This is a genomic window from Pseudomonas sp. CROZ-RG-20F-R04-15 (genome assembly GCF_022662375.1).
Lineage (GTDB): Bacteria > Pseudomonadota > Gammaproteobacteria > Pseudomonadales > Pseudomonadaceae > Aquipseudomonas.
On sequence record NZ_JAKNQL010000005.1, the window covers coordinates 270445 to 287072 of the forward strand.

The following is a 16628-nucleotide window of genomic DNA, read 5'->3' on the forward strand; positions in this document are numbered from 1 at the left end:
GTGATGCGGATTTCTTTTCATGACCGGCAAGCGCAACGCGGCATGGCGTTGCTGGTCAGTCTGGTGTTTCTGTTGTTGCTGACGTTGATTGGTCTGTCGTCGATGCAAAGCGCCAACCTGCAGGAAAAAATGGCCGGCAGCGTGAGTCTGCGTAATCAGTCGTTTCAAACGGCCGAGGCGGCGTTGCGGGTGGGGGAGAGTGCGGTGCAACTCGACAGCTACACCTTGGCGGTGTGCAGCGGTACGACGCAATGCGCACCGCCGGCGGAGTCATCGGTGGTCAGTGCGGCGGGGCTCAATTCAACCTCGGGTGTGACCTGGATCGCTGCCGGTAATGGTTTCTATGGTGTGCAGAATATCGGCACCACGCTCACTGCAGTGAACGTGCCGAGTAATACTTCGGCGACGTTGTATCGGGTCACCGCCGTTGGTATCGCCGGCACTTCGCGCAGTGTGGTGGAGAGTGTCTATGCGAAGTATTGAGCGGTGTGGATCGCTGTTGCTCGGCCTGTTGCTGAGCTTGTATCTGGCGTCGCCGGCCTACGCCTTTACGCCGTCTGATTCGCCGCTGTTGAGTGCGGCGGCGGTGCCGCCCAACGTCATGCTGCTGATCGACGACTCAGGGAGCATGAACAGCATCATTTATGCGGCTGGATTCGACCCGACGGCTGATCGCACGCCGGCGCGGCAATGCAACGCTTTGCTTGGCTTGTGCCTGAGTTCGACGACGATCACCGGCGACACGATCTTTCTGTCGAGCCTGCCGACATCAGGTTGCTCCGGCGGCGCCTATGCGTTCTATAACAACAGCCTGGCGCCGCTGTGTCTGAAACTGCCGGATCCGGTGGGCAGCGGCAATACGCGTTATTCCGGGGATTACATTTCCTACATCGTCGGCCTGGCCATCAACAACGGCACGCGAGACTTCACCACCGGGGCGATTCCCAACGACTACCGGATCAACGTGGCGCGCAACGTGTCGACGGCACTGGTCAGCAGCAACCGCACGTTGCGTATCGGCCTGTCGACATTCAATCCAGCCACCAGCAACAACTCGGGGAATGGCGGATTCATTGCCCGTTCGATCAGCGATCTGTCGCCGGTCAGTGGCAGCGTGACCCAGGCACAGGCCGACACCAACTACAACGCATTGATCTCTTCCATCAACGGCTTGAGCGCCGTGGCCAACACGCCATTGGCGGAAACCTATTACGAAATCACCCGCTACATGCGCGGTATGGCGCCTTACTACAACAGCACGCCCGCGACCTACACCAGTCCGATCCAGTACCGCTGCCAGAAAAACTATGGCGTGGTAATAACCGACGGCTTGCCGACTTTCGACCGGACCTTTCCTTCTAACGACCCATTGGGCGGCAGCCGTTTGCCGAACTGGGACGGCGTCAACAATGACGGCAACAATCTCAATGGTGACAACGAAGGCGACACGCTGTATCTGGACGACATCGCCAAGTTCGCGTTCGATATCGATATGCGCTCAACTGGTACTGACACGGCAGGCAAGAGCTGGAACGCGGTGGATTTTCCCAAGCAGAACATGAATACCTACACCGTGGGCTTCACCGCTGACAATGACATGCTGTCGGACGCGGCAAGTTATGGGCAGGGCAAGTATTACCAAGCGACTGACAGCACGGGACTCAATGCCGCCTTGTCGTCGGCCTTGAGTGATATCACCTCCAAGGCCGGTTCCGGCGGCGCAGCTGTTGCCAGCGTCGGTACGCTCACCAGTGGCAGCAGTTTTTACCAAACCACTTATGATCCCAAGGATTGGCGAGGCACCATCAAGTCTTTCGGTTTTACGTCGGCCGGGGTGGTGAATACTTCGACCGCACTTTGGACGACTGACACAACCATCGTGCCGGGGGCGACCGCGCCAACGTATCAATCGTGGAACACCACCAGCAGCGCCGCCGTAACGCTGGCTTACGGCAACTTTTCCCCTGCGCAGCAGACGACACTCAGCCAGAGTCTGCCCACGGGTATTACCGGCAATGACCTGGTGGAGTGGAGCAAAGGCACCAACAAAACCGGGCTCAAGGTTCGCAGTGTGTTGCTCGGTGACATCATCAACTCGCCGTTGGTGCTGGCGGCCCCCACGGACAAGACCGCTGCTGACTTGTCCGGCGATACCACTTACACCTCATATCTGACCACCAAAGCTGCCAACATGAACTCCAGCCTGGTGGTGAATGCCAACGACGGTTTCGTCAACGTCATCAACTCGACCAATGGCACCCGACGCTATGCCTACATGCCATCCAGTGTGTTGCCATCGCTACGGCTGATTGCTGATCCGACCTATATCAACGGTGTCAGCCACAAGTTTCTCGTCGACGGTCAGGTCGGGGTGTTCGACGCGCAGTCCGGCACGGCCTGGAAAACCCTGGCCATTGGTGGCGTCGGTGCCGGGGGTAAAACGTTCTACGGGCTGCAGCTGTTTGATGCTTCTGCGGGCAATGTGATCAAGGCGTTGTGGGAGGTCAGCGCGCCGACCACGGCCAACACCGCCAATGTATTTAATGATCTGGGTTACGCTTATGCCCGCCCGGAAGTGGCACGCTTGGCCGATGGTCGTTGGGCGGCGTTCGTCTCGAATGGTTACGGCAGCAACTCGGGTGTGGCCGCGATGTATGTGCTGGATGTGCGCGATGGTTCGCTGATCAAGAAAATCGTCATCGACAGCACGGAAACCACTAACGGTTTGTCCTCGGTAAAACTCAAGGTCAACTCTTCAAATGTCGTCCAGGCCGCTTATGGCGGTGATTTGAAAGGGCGCCTGTGGAAATTTGATCTGAGCGCGACATCGACGGACAGCTGGGGCGTGGCGTTTTCCGGTAAACCGCTGTTCACCACGGCGGGCGGGGCGACACAGCCGATTACCGCGCAGCCGCTGCTGGCGGATAACGCATTGGGCGGCAAACAGATCTTTGTCGGCACTGGCAAATTCAATGAAACGGCCGACAAGACCAACAAGGATTTGCAGGCGTTCTATTCGGTATGGGATGCCGATGGCGGCTCCGGAAACATCACTGTCAGCAGTTTGCAGGCGCAGGCGATTACCGGATCATTTTCTGGCAGCTCCGGGCAGTTTCTGACCACGACGCAAAATGACACGACATATCCGGGGGAGAAGGGCTGGTACCTGCCATTGGTGTACAACAACGTGTTGACCGGCGAACGGGTGATCAATCAAGCGAATATCGTGCTTGGCCGTATCGTCTTCACCACGGCCATTGTCGATACCACCGATCCTTGTGCGAGTTTTGGTACGGGCAAGTTGGTCGAACTCGAGGCGTTCAGCGGTAAGATGCTCAACTATGCGGTGATTGATACTGGTGGCGATAGTTTGGTCGACAACAATGACTCAATCTCCAGCGGCGTGAGTTTCATTGACGGCATTCCGAGCTTGTCATTTATAACCCCAACTGGTACGGAAAAGGGAGTGAATGACACCAGTGGAAAGCTCACGATAATCAAGGAAAAGGGCGGCGGTGGCAGCCGTCGTATCATGTGGCGACAAATACAGTAAGCGAGAGTTTGAGGCATGCGTAGATCCAACCGAGGTTTCACCCTGATCGAAATCATGATCGTGATTGCGATCATCGGGATCGTCATCACCATTGCCGCACCGAGCTATACCGAGTACCTGAAAAAGGGCCGTCGCGCCGAAGTGGTGTCGCTGCTTTCGGAGCAAGCGCAGAGCCTCGAGCGTTTTTACACCAAAAACAATGTCTACACCGGTATCACCGGACTCAGCACGGGCAATGATTTCTACACCATCACCCCGACCATCGCTGACCAGACTTTCCTGCTGACCGCTACCCGTAAAGCGGGTACCTCCATGGCCACCGACAAGTGCGGGGATTTCACCCTGACCAACACCGGTGTCCGCAGCATGAACAACGCGACCACCGGGCTGACCACCAAGGATTGCTGGGGCCGCTGAGGCGCTTTCTTTTCGAGTGCCTTTTGCGCTCACTGTCTTTTTACGGTTGGAACAAACATGACCAGGCAACAGCAAGTGGTGATTGTCGGTGGCGGGGTGATTGGCCTGCTGACCGCTTACAACCTCGCCTCCGAAGTACGCAGCGTGGTGCTGCTCGATCGCTCGAACCTCGGCCAGGAATCGTCCTGGGCGGGCGGCGGTATCGTTTCGCCGTTGTACCCGTGGCGCTATAGCCCGGCGGTTACCGCACTGGCGCACTGGTCGCAGGACTTTTATCCACAGCTCGGCGAGCGTTTGTTTGCCGGCACTGGCGTTGATCCTGAAGTACACACCACCGGCCTGTACTGGCTCGATCTGGACGATGAAGCCGAGGCACTAGCGTGGGCCGAGCGAGAAAATCGCCCGTTACGGGCTGTGGATATCTCGGCGGCACACGATGCGGTGCCGGTGCTCGGTGGCGGGTTCGCGCGGGCGATCTACATGGCCGATGTCGCCAACGTGCGCAATCCGCGTCTGGTGAAGTCGCTGAAAGCGGCGTTGCAGGCACTGCCGAACGTGACGATTCACGAACAGTGCGAGGTCAGCGGGTTCGTCCGTGAGGGCGCGCAGGTCGTCGGCGTCGAAACCTCCAACGGCGTGATCAAAGGTGATCAGGTCGTGCTGACGGCCGGTGCGTGGAGCGGTGACTTGCTCAAGACGCTGGACCTGACGCTGCCGGTCGAACCGGTCAAAGGCCAGATGATTCTCTACAAGTGCGCGGCGGATTTTCTGCCGAGCATGGTTTTGGCCAAGGGGCGTTATGCGATCCCGCGTCGCGATGGCCACATTCTGATTGGCAGCACGCTGGAGCACGAAGGCTACGACAAGACGCCGACCGATGTGGCGCTGGAAAGTCTCAAGGCTTCGGCAGTGGAATTGTTGCCAGCGTTGGCCGATGCCGAAGTGGTCGGGCACTGGGCAGGGTTGCGCCCGGGGTCGCCAGAGGGCATTCCGTACATTGGCCGGGTGCCGGGGTTTGACGGGTTGTGGTTGAACTGCGGGCATTACCGCAATGGGCTGGTGCTGGCGCCGGCGTCGTGCCATTTGTTTGCCGATGTGATGCTGGGAAGGGCGCCGATTATTGATCCGGCGCCGTATGCACCGGAAGGCCGCATTTAGTCAGATATTTCTCTGATGCCTGGCAGGCCGCTTTCGCGAGCAGGCTCGCTCCCACAGTTGATCTTTGTCGTTCACAAAATCCAATGTGGGAGCGAGCTTGCTCGCGAAGGGGCCCTTAATCCAGGCCGAGTTTTTTCAGGCGATAGCGCATCGACCGAAACGAAAGACTCAAGCGCTGCGCCGCCGCCGTACGATTCCAGCGCGTTTCTTCCAGCGCTTGCAGAATCAGCTTTCTCTCGACGTTCTCCAGATAATCCTCAAGATTATCGATCTGCGTCAGATCGGCGATCCCGCCCTCCGCCGCGCAGTTGCCCTCGCTCAAACGTAAATCTTCAGCTTCGATCGTACGGTTTTCACACAAGGTGTGTGCCCGCTCAAGCACGTTTTCCAGCTCCCGCACATTTCCCGGAAACCGATAGTTCTTCAGCGCTTCCAACGCCTGCGCATGCAAGCGCGCCACGGGTTGACCCGTGTCCTTGGCCAAACGCTTGAGCATATGCGCCGCCAGCACTTCAATGTCATCACGGCGCTCACGCAGTGACGGCACGCGCAGTTCGATCACGTTCAAGCGGTAATAAAGGTCCTGACGGAAACGCTCGGCAGCCACTTCAGCATCAAGATCCTTGTGCGTGGCGCAAAGAATCCGCACATCGACCACGCTTTCCTGTTGTCCGCCGACACTGCGCACGGCTTTTTCCTGGATCGCCCGCAGCAGCTTTACCTGCATCGACAGCGGCAAGTCCGCCACCTCATCAAGAAACAACGTGCCGCCATGGGCTGCTTGAAACAGTCCGGGTTTGTCCTCGACGGCGCCGGTAAAACTGCCTTTGCGATGGCCAAAAAACTCGCTTTCCATCAGCTCCGAGGGAATCGCCCCGCAGTTCACTGGCACAAACGGCTGGCTGGCGCGCGGGCCCTGTTCGTGGATCAGTCGTGCGACCAGTTCTTTACCGCTGCCGGATTCGCCGCTGATGTATACGGGCGCCTGACTGCGAGCGAGTTTGTCGATTTGCTTGCGCAGGTTGCGCATCGGCTGTGAATCACCCAGCAGCCGTCGATCAATCGAGGTGCAAACCCCGCCCACGGCTGGCATACGCAGGGCTGTACCGACCAGTTCGCGCAAGCGGGTGAGGTCTACCGGTTTGGTCAGAAAGTCGAAAGCACCGGCCTTCAAAGCGTTGATGGCCGTTTCCAGACTGCCGTACGCGGTGATCATGGCTACCGGTAGTTGTGGATAACGCTGCTGAATATGCTGCACCAGTTCCAGCCCCGTGCCGTCGGGCAGACGCATGTCGGTCAGGCACAGATCGAAGCTCTCGCGGTTCAGAAGTGCCTGGGCTTCAGCCACATTGCGGGCGCTGTAGGTGTCGAGTTTCATCCGTCCCAGAGTGATTTCCAGGAGTTCGCGGATATCCGGTTCGTCGTCGACGATAAGAATTTTTTGCCGTGGGCTCGTGTTCAACTTTGTTTCCGTCCGTGAGCAAAGGTGATGCGAAAGCAGCCGCCGCCTTGGCGTGATTGAAAGTCTAGGCGCGCTTGGTTGCTTTCGCACAGCTCACGGGACAGATAAAGCCCAAGGCCGGTGCCTTGGCTGCTGGTGGTGAAAAACGGTTCGAACAGATGCGTCTGTTCATCGGCCGGGACACCGGGGCCGTTGTCCTGCACTTCGAGGACCGCCAACTGGCTGTCGGGATCGCTGAACAGGGCCAGCCAGACTTGCGCCTGATCGTGCAGCAGGGCGCTGTGGCGCCAGCCATTGCGCAACAGATTGTCGAGAATTTGCGTGAGCTGGTTGGGGTCCATCAGCGTGGTGAAGTCTCCCGAATTGATCCGCAGATGAATCTGCTGGCGCTCGCTGGCCTGTTCGCGGCTTTCGGCGACGAAGTTTTCCAGCCACGGTTTGAGATCCAGCCGTTGCGGCGCGCTCTGCTGGCGGCGGGACAGTTGCAGGACGTTTTCGATGACTCGGTTCATGCGCTGGGAGTGGTCTTGAATGATCTGCGTCAGACGCCGGTCGGCGCTGTCGAGTTCCTCGGACTCAGCCAATAGCTGCGCAGCATGACTGATGGCACCGAGTGGATTGCGGATTTCATGGGAGATGCCGGCGGTCAGGCGACCGAGCGCGGCGAGCTTCAGTTGCTGAGCCTGCTGGGCGATTTGCGCGAGGTCTTCGAGAAACACCAGGGTTTGGTTGGGGCTTTGTTCCAGCGCGATGAAGCTCGGTTGCAACTCCAGACCATTGCCGGGAATTTTCAGGCTTTGTGGGCGCAGGGTCGGGTTGTTCATCCACAGTTGCAGGCGGTCGACCATCGCCGGCGAGTAATCGTCGATCAGATGGCCCTGCAAATGTGTTTGCGCGAGCAACGTCTGGGCACTGTGGTTGGCCAATTGCACGCGACGTTCTTCATCGAGCACCAGAATTCCGGTACGCATGCGTTGCAAGATCAATGCGTTCAATGCTTCGAGGCCGACGACTTCGCTGGCACGTTGCTCGGCCAGTGTTTCACTGACCTCCAGGCGCCGGATCAGGCCCTGCACCAGTAATGAGGCGGCAAAGCACAGGGCGCCGAGCGTGCCGGCTTGCAGGTATTCATTGGCGCTCAGGGGATGATCGACGCTCAGCAGGACACTCGAGCCGATGATGCCCAGCGCGCCGATGGCGGCGATCAACAGGCCGATGCGCCGGCGTAGCAAGGTGTTGCTGATCGCCACCGAGACAATCAGCAGGTTGCCCAGCGCACTGCCAACGCCACCGGCAGCGAAGAACAAAGCGCATAAAAGCAGGACATCGACGAGGGCCAGGCTGAACAGTTGCGCCGGCCGTCGCGTGTTTTCGAGGAATACCACCAACAGAATGTTGAGAATCAGGTACAGCCAACTGCCGCCGCGCAGCAATTCGTCGTTGGCCGACGTCAGCAGGCGGTTGTCCATGTTGCTGGAAATCAGCAGCACCAGAGTGATGCCGACGCTTAAACGGTAGAGATGATAAAGGCGCAGCAGGCGCTGCGCCTGTTTGCTGTCGGCGTGGGTGGCCTCAGCGATCACTGGCACCCGGGCCTTGCTCGAGGTGAGCCTGGCTGCAATACCACTGTTGTTGCACGCTCAGCGCGCGGTCGCGCGGCAGGTGCACGCCGCAATGGGCACAACGCACCATCGGCGCGGCGTCCTGCTCGCGTGATGGGCGATTGGATTGAGAGGACGCGGCAGGGGCCTTGAATTTACGCCACAGCCAGATGGCGGCGAAAATCACGACGATCCAGAACAATAAACGAAGCATGATGAGCGGCTTTTCGACTGATGATCCGGCAGTTTAGCCAAGGACCCGACAAGCGCACAGCCTATTAATGCGCGGCAATAAAAAAGGGAGATCCGCAGATCTCCCTTTTCTGTACATCCGGTGTGATCAGTCGAACACGCCGAAGGTCATGTAGCTGAACCACGAGCGGTCGGTGTTGCTCGACTCAGGCTCTGGCTCTTCGATCACGTCGCCGTTTTCGTCTTTAGGCTTGAGCTCGTTCGGGATCGCGTCTTTGGCGTCCTGGAACTGCTTCTGCACGTCCTGGTTGGCGCGGGTTTCGCCCGGCGGCAGCGGCGGACGCGACTCGATCAGGCCCAGTGTAGCCTTGCTCAGGAACGAGCGGTTGTCTGCTTCGGCAACCCGTGGCACGAACTGGCCGTCTTGCAGGCTCGGGTGGTTCGGGTAGTTGAGCTTCAGGGTTTCCAGACTGGTGCCGGCCAGTTCGTCCAGGTGCAGACGCTGATAGGCTTCAGTCATCACCGCCAGGCCGTCGCCGACCGATGGGGTTTCCTGGAAGTTTTCCACCACGTAACGGCCACGGTTGGCAGCGGCTACATAGGCCTGACGGGTCAGGTAGTAGTCGGCCACGTGGATTTCGTAGGCTGCCAGCAGGTTGCGCAGGTAGATCATGCGCTGCTTGGCGTCCGGCGCGTAGCGGCTGTTCGGGTAGCGGCTGGTCAGCTGGGCGAACTCGTTGTACGAGTCGCGCGCGGCGCCCGGGTCACGCTTGGTCATGTCCAGCGGCAGGAAGCGCGCCAGCAGGCCGACGTCCTGGTCGAAAGAAGTCAGACCTTTCAGGTAGTACGCGTAATCCACGTTCGGGTGCTGCGGGTGCAAACGAATGAAACGCTCGGCGGCGGACTTTGCAGCTTCCGGCTCGGCGTTCTTATAGTTGGCGTAGATCAGCTCCAGCTGCGCCTGATCGGCGTAGCGACCGAACGGATAACGCGACTCCAGAGCCTTCAGCTTGGCTGTGGCGCTGGTGTAGCTGTTGTTGTCCAGGTCAGTCTGAGCCTGCTGATACAGCTCGGCTTCGCTGAGGTTTTCGTCTACGACTTCCTTCGATGAGCAAGCAGCGGTCAATGCGAGGATGGCGATCAGCAGCAGGTGTTTCACTTGCATGGCGGCTTGCGTCCCTATGACGGCCGCTGTCTTGGGCGGGGCCGTCCTGTTATGATGAGCGCCCCGTTGAAAAGCCTCGGGGCAAAAGACGCCGTATTTAACCACAAGCGCGCAGCCGAAACCAAAAGCTGTGCCGACGCACAGTCAGAGCATGTCCGATAAAATTGAACTTCGCGCAGAGGTGCCGTCCGAATTGGGCGGCCAACGCCTCGATCAAGTCGCTGCCCAACTCTTCGCTGAGCACTCTCGCTCGCGCCTTTCCGCCTGGATCAAAGAAGGTCGCCTGACTGTGGACGGGGCGGTCATCCGCCCGCGCGACATCGTGCACGGCGGTGCCATCCTTGAGCTGACTGCCGAGCAGGAAGCCCAGGGCGAGTGGATCGCCCAGGACATCGAACTCGACATCGTCTATGAAGACGACGACATTCTGGTGATCAACAAGCCTGCGGGCCTGGTGGTGCACCCGGCTGCCGGTCACGCCGATGGCACTTTGCTCAACGCCTTGCTGCACCACGTGCCGGACATCATCAATGTCCCGCGCGCCGGTATCGTGCATCGTCTGGACAAGGACACCACTGGTCTGATGGTGGTGGCCAAGACCATTCAGGCGCAGACCAAGCTGGTTACGCAACTGCAGAGTCGCAGCGTCAGCCGCATCTATGAGTGCATCGTGATCGGTGTGGTCACCGCTGGTGGCAAGATCAATGCCCCGATCGGTCGTCACGGCCAGCAGCGCCAGCGCATGGCGGTGATGGAAGGCGGCAAGCCTGCCGTCAGCCACTACCGCGTGCTGGAGCGATTCCGTTCGCACACCCACGTACGGGTGAAGCTGGAAACCGGGCGTACTCACCAGATTCGCGTGCACATGTCGCACATCAACTTCCCGTTGGTCGGCGACCCGGCATACGGCGGTCGTTTCCGCATTCCGCCAGCGGCGAACCCGACGATGGTTGAATCGCTCAAGCATTTCCCGCGTCAGGCCCTGCACGCGCGCTTCCTTGAGCTGGATCATCCGACGACCGGCGAGCGCATGAGCTGGGAATCGCCGCTGCCGGAAGATTTCGTCTGGCTGCTGACCCTGCTCAAGCAGGATCGCGAGGCATTCATCGGATGAACTGGCTGACGCCGGACTGGCCTGCGCCGGCCAGCGTCAAAGCCTGCGTCACCACCCGTGAGGGCGGTGTCAGCGAGGCGCCGTTCGATAGCCTCAATCTGGGCGATCATGTCGATGATCGTCCTGAGGCTGTGGCCGAGAACCGCCGGCGCCTCACCGATCACTTCTCTATACAGCCTGCCTGGTTGCAGCAAGTGCACGGGATTGCCGTGGCGCATGCTGATCCGGGCATTGTCGCGACCGCCGATGCCAGTTGGACGACAACCCCCGGAATTGCCTGCACGGCGATGACGGCGGACTGCTTGCCGGCATTATTCTGCGATCGCGCCGGCACCCGCGTTGCTGCGGCTCACGCCGGTTGGCGCGGTCTGGCGGCGGGCGTGCTTGAAGCAACTCTCGACAGCCTTGATGTTCCGGCTGGAGACGTTCTGGTCTGGCTCGGCCCGGCGATTGGCCCGAAAGCCTTTGAAGTCGGCCCGGAAGTGCGGGAAGTCTTCATCAATCAATTGCCGGAAGCGGCACAAGCCTTCGTGCCGAGCGACAATGCCGGCAAGTTCATGGCGGACATCTATATGCTGGCGCGCCTGCGTCTGGCTGAACGCGGTGTCACAGCGGTTTACGGCGGCGGTTTCTGCACCGTGACCGATCCACGCTTCTTCTCCTACCGTCGTGCCTCGCGCACCGGTCGCTTTGCCTCCCTCGTTTGGCTCACCCGCTAAACTCTCTGATCTGCATCAACTCTTTGACGCTTGAATCTCCCAGAATCGACCGCATCTATAGCGGTATCTGGCAGGTTTCTTTATTCAGGATGGTTTTTAGGTCCGGCCTGCTCAAAAGGAAGGTGACTTATGCGAATAGACCGTTTAACCAGCAAATTACAGTTGGCCTTGTCCGACGCCCAGTCGTTGGCAGTCGGCCACGATCATCCGGCCATCGAGCCGGCGCACTTGATGCAAGCCATGCTTGAACAGCAGGGTGGTTCGATCAAACCTCTGCTGATGCAGGTGGGCTTCGACGTCAACAGCTTGCGCAAAGAGCTGACCAAAGAGCTCGACCAATTGCCGAAAATCCAGAACCCGACTGGCGACGTCAACATGTCGCAGGATCTGGCGCGCCTGCTCAATCAGGCTGACCGTCTGGCTCAGCAGAAGGGCGACCAGTTCATCTCCAGCGAACTGGTGTTGCTCGCCGCAATGGACGAGAACAGCAAGCTCGGCAAGTTGCTGCTCGGCCAGGGTGTGAGCAAGAAAGCCTTGGAAAACGCGATCAACAACCTGCGCGGCGGCGAAGCGGTGAATGACGCCAACCACGAAGAGTCGCGGCAGGCGTTGGATAAATACACGGTCGACCTGACCAAGCGTGCCGAAGACGGCAAGCTCGATCCGGTGATCGGCCGTGATGACGAAATCCGTCGCACCATTCAGGTTCTGCAACGCCGCACCAAGAACAACCCGGTGCTGATCGGCGAACCCGGCGTGGGTAAAACCGCGATTGCCGAAGGTCTGGCCCAGCGCATTATCAACGGCGAAGTGCCGGACGGCCTCAAAGGCAAGCGTCTGCTCTCGCTGGATATGGGCGCGCTGATTGCCGGTGCCAAGTATCGTGGTGAGTTCGAAGAGCGCCTGAAATCACTGCTCAACGAGCTGTCGAAGCAGGAAGGGCAGATCATTCTGTTCATCGATGAGCTGCACACTATGGTGGGTGCCGGTAAGGGCGAAGGCTCGATGGACGCCGGCAACATGCTCAAGCCTGCGCTGGCTCGCGGTGAGTTGCACTGCGTCGGCGCGACCACGCTCAACGAATACCGCCAATATATAGAGAAGGACGCGGCGCTCGAACGACGCTTCCAGAAAGTATTGGTGGATGAGCCGAGTGAAGAAGACACCATCGCCATCCTGCGTGGCCTCAAAGAGCGTTACGAGGTTCACCACAAGGTGGCGATCACCGACGGCGCGATCATTGCCGCGGCCAAGCTCAGCCATCGCTACATCACTGACCGGCAGTTGCCGGACAAGGCCATCGACCTGATCGACGAGGCCGCCAGCCGCATCCGTATGGAAATCGATTCCAAGCCGGAAGTGCTCGATCGTCTGGAGCGTCGCCTGATTCAGTTGAAGGTGGAATCCCAGGCGCTGAAGAAAGAAAGCGACGAAGCGGCGATGAAACGTCTGGAAAAACTCCAGGAAGAAATCGTCCGTCACGAGCGTGAGTACTCGGATCTGGAAGAAATCTGGAACTCGGAAAAAGCCGAGGTGCAGGGTTCTGCGCAGATTCAGCAGAAGATCGAGCAGTCGCGTCAGGAACTGGAAGCCGCGCGCCGTAAAGGCGACCTCAATCGCATGGCCGAGTTGCAGTACGGGGTGATCCCGGATCTGGAGCGCAGCCTGCAAATGGTCGATCAGCACGGCAAGAGCGAAAACCAGCTGCTGCGTAGCAAGGTGACTGAAGAAGAGATCGCCGAAGTCGTATCGAAGTGGACCGGCATTCCGGTGTCGAAAATGCTCGAAGGCGAGCGCGACAAACTGATGAAGATGGAAAGCCTGTTGCACAAACGTGTGATCGGCCAGGAAGAAGCGGTGGTCGCCGTCGCTAACGCAGTACGGCGTTCGCGTGCCGGGTTGTCTGACCCGAATCGTCCGAGCGGCTCGTTCATGTTCCTCGGCCCGACCGGTGTCGGTAAAACCGAGCTGTGCAAGGCGCTGGCCGAATTCCTCTTTGACACTGAAGAGGCGATGGTGCGGATCGACATGTCCGAGTTCATGGAGAAACATTCCGTGGCTCGCTTGATCGGTGCGCCACCGGGATACGTCGGTTACGAAGAGGGCGGTTACCTGACCGAGGCAGTGCGTCGCAAGCCTTATTCGGTGATCCTGCTGGACGAAGTCGAGAAGGCGCACCCGGATGTGTTCAACATCTTGCTGCAAGTGCTCGAGGATGGTCGCCTGACCGACAGTCATGGCCGCACGGTGGACTTCCGCAATACCGTGATCGTCATGACTTCGAATCTGGGGTCGGTACAGATCCAGGAACTGGTTGGTGATCGTGAGGCGCAGCGCGCAGCGGTGATGGATGCACTGACGTCGCACTTCCGTCCGGAGTTCATCAACCGGGTCGACGAAGTGGTGATCTTCGAGCCTTTGGCGCGGGATCAGATCGCGGGCATTACCGAGATCCAGTTGGGCCGTCTGCGCAGTCGTCTGGCCGAGCGCGAGCTGAAGCTGGAACTCAGCCCCGAAGCGATGGACAAGCTGATCGCTGTCGGTTACGACCCGGTGTATGGCGCACGTCCTTTGAAACGTGCGATCCAGCGCTGGATCGAAAACCCGCTGGCGCAATTGATCCTCTCGGGTCATTTCATGCCAGGCGACACGGCAACCGGCAAGGTCGAGAACGACGAAATCGTTTTCAACTAAGTCCAAACGCCAATGAAAATTGGCAGGCCCCACATTGTGGGGCCTTTTTTTTCGTTAGGCTGTTGAACTCAAAGGAAAAGGCTTGTAAAGTGCGCCCCGCAGTCAGTCGCCAAGACGGTCTCAGCTCACTGAGTTGAAATCTGAAATAAGTTGCAAATCATTAACTTGAAAGCAATTTAGGGGGTTGACAGAGGTGTTCTAGGTTGTAGAATAGCGCGCCTCAGACACACGAACGCAGCGATGCGAACGAGTGACTGGAAGCAACAAGTTTCACCGTTGTAAATTGAAATATGTAGTTCCGTGATAGCTCAGTCGGTAGAGCAAATGACTGTTAATCATTGGGTCCCAGGTTCGAGTCCTGGTCACGGAGCCAATTTCAAGCCGGGGTATAGCGCAGTCCGGTAGCGCGCCTGCTTTGGGAGCAGGATGTCAGGAGTTCGAATCCCCTTACCCCGACCATTTTTGGGTCGTTAGCTCAGTTGGTAGAGCAGTTGGCTTTTAACCAATTGGTCGTAGGTTCGAATCCCACACGACCCACCATTTTTGAAACCAGTTAACGCTGGGATCGAATCTTAAGATCAGAGGCCAAAAGCGCTGATCGAAGAAGGCGATCTTTGAAAGGTCGCCTTTTTTTTACCGGGGTATAGCGCAGTCCGGTAGCGCGCCTGCTTTGGGAGCAGGATGTCAGGAGTTCGAATCCCCTTACCCCGACCATATTAAAAATCCTCGTATCGAAAGATACGGGGATTTTTTTTGTCCGACAAAAACTCATTTCCCCTTCAAGTCATCATACAACCTGCCGATAGCCCGCTAACACGAGGGGACTGCCATGGCTTCGCCCCTTGAATCTGGCCAATACAAGAATAAGGGCGTTCGTCATGTTGCTTCGTCAGTTGAATATTGCTCCCCGGGCGGCCCTGGGGTTCGCCCTGATCGCGGTGTTGGTGGCCTTGCTCGGCGTGTTTGCGCTGGGGCAGATGTCGAGTATTCGCGACAGTGAGGTCGCAGTAGAAAATCAGTGGCTGCCGAGCATTCGTGGCGGCGACGAGATTCGCGAGATCATGCTGCGCATCCGCACCATTTCGCTGCGCATGGCGCTGGATCAGGATCCGGCCAACATTGCGACTTACCGCAGCCAGATGGACACCCGCGACAAGGAGCTGAGCGAGAAAATCGCCGCTTACGACAAACTGGTCAACACCCCGCAAGGCCAGCAGCTATACGACCAGTTCAAAAAAACTTTCGCCGCCTATCGTAGCGGTATCGCTCAATCTTTCACCCTCGCTGAGCAAGGCAAGCGTGAGGAGCTGACCAGATTGCTGCTGGTCGACATGAAAACCGTGGTCGATGGCTCCGGCAAGCAACTCAACGACCTGGCGGATCTGTTCGCCAAACAGGTCGCGGCCGAAAGCCAGAAGTCCGCTGCGCACTACGATAATTCACGCACGATTGTCAGTTTGTTCATTGCCTTGGCCGCACTGGCCACCGTAGCACTGGCGATGATGCTCACGCGCAGTATCGTTCGGCCGCTGAGCAGCGCCGTGAGTGCAGCAGAAAGTGTGGCGCAGGGTGATCTGACCCGGCCGATCGAAACCCATGGCAACGATGAAGTCAGTCGTTTGCTCAAAGCCTTGGCGACCATGCAGCAGAACCTGCGTGAGACGCTACAAGGCATCAGTGGTTCGGCGACGCAACTGGCGACGGCTGCCGATGAACTCAATGCGGTGACGCTCGACAGCACACAGGGGCTGCAACAACAGAGCAACGAAATCGAACAGGCCGCGACCGCCGTCAACCAGATGACGGCCGCGGTGGAAGAGGTCGCACGCAATGCGGTGTCGACGTCTGACGCGACCCGTCAGTCCAGCGAGTCGGCGCATCTGGGCCAGATGCGCGTCAGCGAGACCGCCACGGCCATCAACGCCCTGGCCAGCGATGTGCAACAGACCGGTGAGTTGGTGCAGTCACTGGCCAACCAGTCGCAGGACATCGGCAAAGTGCTGGACGTGATCCGGGCGATTGCCGAGCAGACCAATCTACTGGCGCTCAACGCGGCGATCGAAGCAGCGCGGGCCGGTGAGAGCGGGCGAGGGTTTGCCGTTGTCGCCGATGAGGTACGGGCGCTGGCCTATCGCACGCAGCAATCGACTCAGGAGATCGAGCAGATGGTTCAGGGCATGCGCAGCGGTTCGAGCCTGGCGCTGGATTCGATGCAGGCCAGTACCGCGCGGGCGACGACCACGCTGGCGCTGGCCGAGCGTGCCGGCGAGGCGCTGCAAACCATTACAGCGTCGGTGCATCAGATCCATGAGCGCAATCTGGTGATCGCCAGTGCCGCCGAAGAGCAGGCGCAAGTAGCCCGGGAAGTGGACCGCAACCTGGTGAACATTCGTGATTTGTCGGTACGTTCGGCCGCCGGTGCCGACCAGACCAGTGCCTCCAGCCACGAGTTGTCGCAACTGGCCAACGCCTTGCAGGGCATGGTGCGGCGCTTCCAGTTGTAAACGGCAGACGTGAAAAAGCCGCGTTTCTCCCAAGAGAAGCGCGGCTTGG

The 16628-nt window shown here is 58.9% G+C and carries 12 protein-coding genes and 4 tRNA genes; 12 read left to right on the top strand and 4 right to left on the bottom strand.

What is annotated here, in order from left to right:
- Window positions 1-3: 3 nt before the first annotated feature.
- The 4 genes from L8H52_RS10785 to thiO are packed head-to-tail and all read left to right on the top strand — an operon-like array spanning window position 4 to window position 5128.
- On the top strand, window positions 4-483 hold the full coding sequence (locus L8H52_RS10785; protein ID WP_242207018.1) for a PilX N-terminal domain-containing pilus assembly protein: 480 nt from the start codon (window positions 4-6) through the stop codon (window positions 481-483).
- Window positions 470-3553, top strand: coding sequence for a PilC/PilY family type IV pilus protein (locus tag L8H52_RS10790; RefSeq protein ID WP_242207019.1), 3084 nt, complete (start codon window positions 470-472; stop codon window positions 3551-3553). Before L8H52_RS10785 ends, L8H52_RS10790 begins: the two co-directional genes overlap by 14 nt.
- 15 nt (window positions 3554-3568) lie before the next feature.
- Entirely contained in the window at window positions 3569-3970 is a 402-nt protein-coding gene (locus L8H52_RS10795) for a type IV pilin protein (protein ID WP_242207020.1), read from the top strand.
- 57 nt (window positions 3971-4027) lie between these two features.
- Complete coding sequence (thiO, locus tag L8H52_RS10800) at window positions 4028-5128, top strand: glycine oxidase ThiO (RefSeq protein ID WP_242207021.1); 1101 nt, start codon at window positions 4028-4030, stop codon at window positions 5126-5128.
- 115 nt (window positions 5129-5243) lie between these two features.
- On the opposite strand, the gene L8H52_RS10805 is transcribed toward thiO, so the two are convergent.
- The 4 genes from L8H52_RS10805 to L8H52_RS10820 all read right to left on the bottom strand — a co-directional run bounded on the left by L8H52_RS10805 (window position 5244) and on the right by L8H52_RS10820 (window position 9548).
- On the bottom strand, window positions 5244-6590 hold the full coding sequence (locus L8H52_RS10805; RefSeq protein WP_242207022.1) for a sigma-54 dependent transcriptional regulator: 1347 nt from the start codon (window positions 6588-6590) through the stop codon (window positions 5244-5246).
- The gene (locus tag L8H52_RS10810) at window positions 6587-8173 is read right to left on the bottom strand and encodes an ATP-binding protein (protein WP_242207061.1); all 1587 of its coding nucleotides are present in this window, start codon (window positions 8171-8173) and stop codon (window positions 6587-6589) included. The genes L8H52_RS10805 and L8H52_RS10810 overlap by 4 nt, the downstream gene beginning before the upstream one ends.
- Window positions 8163-8405 (bottom strand): PP0621 family protein, encoded by a 243-nt coding sequence (locus tag L8H52_RS10815; protein ID WP_160059470.1) that lies wholly within the window; start codon window positions 8403-8405, stop codon window positions 8163-8165. The genes L8H52_RS10810 and L8H52_RS10815 overlap by 11 nt, the downstream gene beginning before the upstream one ends.
- 126 nt (window positions 8406-8531) lie before the next feature.
- Entirely contained in the window at window positions 8532-9548 is a 1017-nt protein-coding gene (locus tag L8H52_RS10820; protein WP_242207023.1) for an outer membrane protein assembly factor BamD, read from the bottom strand.
- A gap of 151 nt (window positions 9549-9699) precedes the next feature.
- Here L8H52_RS10820 and rluD point away from each other — a divergent pair, with 151 nt between their 5' ends.
- The 8 genes from rluD (at window position 9700) to L8H52_RS10860 (ending at window position 16579) form a co-directional block, all read left to right on the top strand.
- Window positions 9700-10662 (top strand): 23S rRNA pseudouridine(1911/1915/1917) synthase RluD, encoded by a 963-nt coding sequence (gene rluD / locus L8H52_RS10825; RefSeq protein ID WP_034153865.1) that lies wholly within the window; start codon window positions 9700-9702, stop codon window positions 10660-10662.
- Window positions 10659-11381: a peptidoglycan editing factor PgeF gene (pgeF, locus tag L8H52_RS10830; protein ID WP_242207024.1), complete on the top strand. Its 723-nt coding sequence runs from the start codon at window positions 10659-10661 to the stop codon at window positions 11379-11381. The genes rluD and pgeF overlap by 4 nt, the downstream gene beginning before the upstream one ends.
- Before the next feature lie 129 nt (window positions 11382-11510).
- Entirely contained in the window at window positions 11511-14075 is a 2565-nt protein-coding gene (clpB, locus tag L8H52_RS10835; RefSeq protein ID WP_242207025.1) for an ATP-dependent chaperone ClpB, read from the top strand.
- A 297-nt stretch (window positions 14076-14372) separates the two neighbouring features.
- A tRNA-Asn gene (locus L8H52_RS10840) sits at window positions 14373-14448 on the top strand.
- Between the two features lie 9 nt (window positions 14449-14457).
- Window positions 14458-14534, top strand: a tRNA-Pro gene (locus L8H52_RS10845).
- Between the two features lie 5 nt (window positions 14535-14539).
- Window positions 14540-14615, top strand: a tRNA-Lys gene (locus L8H52_RS10850).
- A 97-nt stretch (window positions 14616-14712) separates the two neighbouring features.
- A tRNA-Pro gene (locus tag L8H52_RS10855) sits at window positions 14713-14789 on the top strand.
- Window positions 14790-14953: 164 nt separating this feature from the next.
- Window positions 14954-16579 carry a methyl-accepting chemotaxis protein gene (locus tag L8H52_RS10860; protein ID WP_242207026.1) on the top strand — a complete coding sequence of 542 codons (1626 nt, stop codon included), beginning with the start codon at window positions 14954-14956 and terminating at the stop codon, window positions 16577-16579.
- Window positions 16580-16628: the final 49 nt, after the last annotated feature.

Bases quoted from the DNA above. Each gene is read 5' to 3' on its own strand.
- rluD (WP_034153865.1), top strand. From the start codon at position 9,700: ATGTCCGATAAAATTGAACTTCGCGCAGAGGTGCCGTCCGAATTGGGC.
- L8H52_RS10795 (WP_242207020.1), top strand. From the start codon at position 3,569: ATGCGTAGATCCAACCGAGGTTTCACCCTGATCGAAATCATGATCGTG.
- thiO (WP_242207021.1), top strand. From the start codon at position 4,028: ATGACCAGGCAACAGCAAGTGGTGATTGTCGGTGGCGGGGTGATTGGC.
- L8H52_RS10860 (WP_242207026.1), top strand. From the start codon at position 14,954: ATGTTGCTTCGTCAGTTGAATATTGCTCCCCGGGCGGCCCTGGGGTTC.
- L8H52_RS10785 (WP_242207018.1), top strand. From the start codon at position 4: ATGCGGATTTCTTTTCATGACCGGCAAGCGCAACGCGGCATGGCGTTG.
- L8H52_RS10820 (WP_242207023.1), bottom strand. From the start codon at position 9,548: ATGCAAGTGAAACACCTGCTGCTGATCGCCATCCTCGCATTGACCGCT.
- L8H52_RS10790 (WP_242207019.1), top strand. From the start codon at position 470: ATGCGAAGTATTGAGCGGTGTGGATCGCTGTTGCTCGGCCTGTTGCTG.
- pgeF (WP_242207024.1), top strand. From the start codon at position 10,659: ATGAACTGGCTGACGCCGGACTGGCCTGCGCCGGCCAGCGTCAAAGCC.
- L8H52_RS10815 (WP_160059470.1), bottom strand. From the start codon at position 8,405: ATGCTTCGTTTATTGTTCTGGATCGTCGTGATTTTCGCCGCCATCTGG.
- clpB (WP_242207025.1), top strand. From the start codon at position 11,511: ATGCGAATAGACCGTTTAACCAGCAAATTACAGTTGGCCTTGTCCGAC.